General features: G+C 75.2%; 2 protein-coding genes. One reads left to right on the top strand and one right to left on the bottom strand.

The genetic code is table 11. The annotated features are described in order from the left end of the window. Positions 1-2: 2 nt before the first annotated feature. Positions 3-1,115 carry a molybdopterin oxidoreductase family protein gene (locus G5C62_RS26840; protein ID WP_241176166.1) on the bottom strand — a complete coding sequence of 371 codons (1,113 nt, stop codon included), beginning with the start codon at positions 1,113-1,115 and terminating at the stop codon, positions 3-5. A gap of 277 nt (positions 1,116-1,392) precedes the next feature. On the opposite strand from G5C62_RS26840, the gene G5C62_RS26835 reads away from it, so the two are divergent. Next, a partial coding sequence (locus tag G5C62_RS26835; protein WP_206330898.1) for a hypothetical protein occupies positions 1,393-1,821 on the top strand: 429 nt, incomplete at its 3' end.

Genomic DNA, 1,821 nt, shown 5'->3' with positions numbered 1-1,821 from the left:
TGTTATCTCGACCGGAGGCCGCACTGCGAGCTGCGCCTTAGCCTCTTGGCCTCGAAGAGGTGTATACGCGCCGGGCCCTGACCGGTGACGGTGCCCCAGCCGCTGCCCTCGCGACCGGGCAGGCCGAGCGCCAGGGCCAGGTTGATCCAGGCCTGGGTGGTGTCGACGCCGCTGCGGTGCTGCTCGGCGCCCCGGGCGGTGAGGACGATCGACCGCCGTCCCCGGGCGAGGGCGAAGACGGTGCGGCGCAGCTGCTCCACCGGCACCCCGGTGAGCCGTTCCACCCGGTCGGGCCAGTAGTCGGCGACCCCGGCCCGGACGGCGTCGAAACCGGTGGTGCGCGCGGCGACGTAGGCCTCGTCGACCAGCCCCTCGGCCAGCGCGATGTGCAGCAGCCCGTTGGCCAGGGCCAGGTCGGTGGCCGGCAGCGGCTGCAGGTGCAGCGTGGCGTTGCGGGCGGTGTTGGTGCGGCGCGGGTCGATCACGATGTGCTCGGCGCCGCGCGCCCGGCCGGCGTCGAACCACTGCATGGCCGGGGGCATGGTGTCGGCCGGGTTGCTGCCGACCAGCACGACGACGTCGGCCTCGGCGATGTCGGCCAGCGGGAACGGCAGGCCGCGGTCGAGCCCGAACGCCCGGATCGCCGCACCGGCCGCCGAGGACATGCAGAACCGGCCGTTGTAGTCGATGGCGCTGGTGCGCAGCGCCACCCGGGCGAACTTGCCGAACTGGTAGGCCTGCTCGTTGGTCAGCCCGCCGCCGCCGAAGCAGCCGACCGCGTCGCGGCCGTGGTCGCGCTGGGTGGCCCGGATCGCCGCGACCACCCGGTCGAGGGCGACCTCCCAGCTGCTCTCCACCAGCGGGCTGGTCCGGTCGGTGGGATCGGCGCGCACCAGCGGCCGGGTGAGCCGCTCGGGGTGGTCCAGCAGCTCGGGGGCCGACCAGCCCTTGGAGCAAAGACCGCCGCGGTTGGTCGGGAAGTCCGCGGGCACGAGGGTGGCCGGGCGGTCGCCGGCGGTCATCGTCACCCCGCACTGCAGCGAGCAGTACGGGCAGTGCGTGGCGGTGGTGCGCGTGCCGAGGCCGGGGGTGGGCAACGAGACGGCGGCGGGCACGTCTGCGAGCCTGCGGGGGCGCCGTTTCCCGGTGGCGGCGCTCAGGTCAAGGTCGCGTTCCGTCGGCCTCACACCGGAGCGCCCAGGACGGTGCACCGTTCCGCCCGCCCGACACCCGCCCGGCACGGCGAGTGACAGTGGAGCGGGCTTCCCCGGTCCGGGGAGCCCGCTGTGCTGTCACTCGATGCGCCGTCCCGTGGGCGCGGCTCGCCTCCGCGCCGGGGGACGCCCTACCGTCGAGCCACGCGGTCACGATCGAGAGGCGGGTGGAGAGACGATGCGACGTTGCCTGGTCCTGGCCAACCAGACCCTCGGCGGGCCCCGCCTGCTGGAGACGATCCGGCAGCGGATGGCCGACCGGGAGCACCAGTTCTACGTCGTCGTCCCCGCCACGCCCGTCGCCCACCAGGAGCGGGCGGCCGTCGGGAACGGCACGTCGACCGACCCCGCACGCGCCGTGGCCGCCCAGCGCCTGACCGACACGCTGGAGCAGATCCGCGGTCTCGGCGCGCCCGCGGACGGCGAGGTCGGCGACCCCGATCCGCTGCAGGCCGTGCGCCTGGCGCTGCGCCGGTTCGCGGCCGACGAGGTCGTGGTGTCGACCCTGCGCCGGGGGGTCTCCCGCTGGCTGCGGGCCGATCTGCCGAGCCGGATCGAGCGGTCCTTCGGCCTGCCGGTCGAGCACGTGATCGGCGATCCGGGACCG

It is taken from the genome of Modestobacter sp. KNN46-3 (assembly GCF_011039295.1).
The sequence above is the reverse complement of the archived record's forward strand: the minus strand, read 5'-3'. Positions and strand labels throughout refer to the sequence as shown.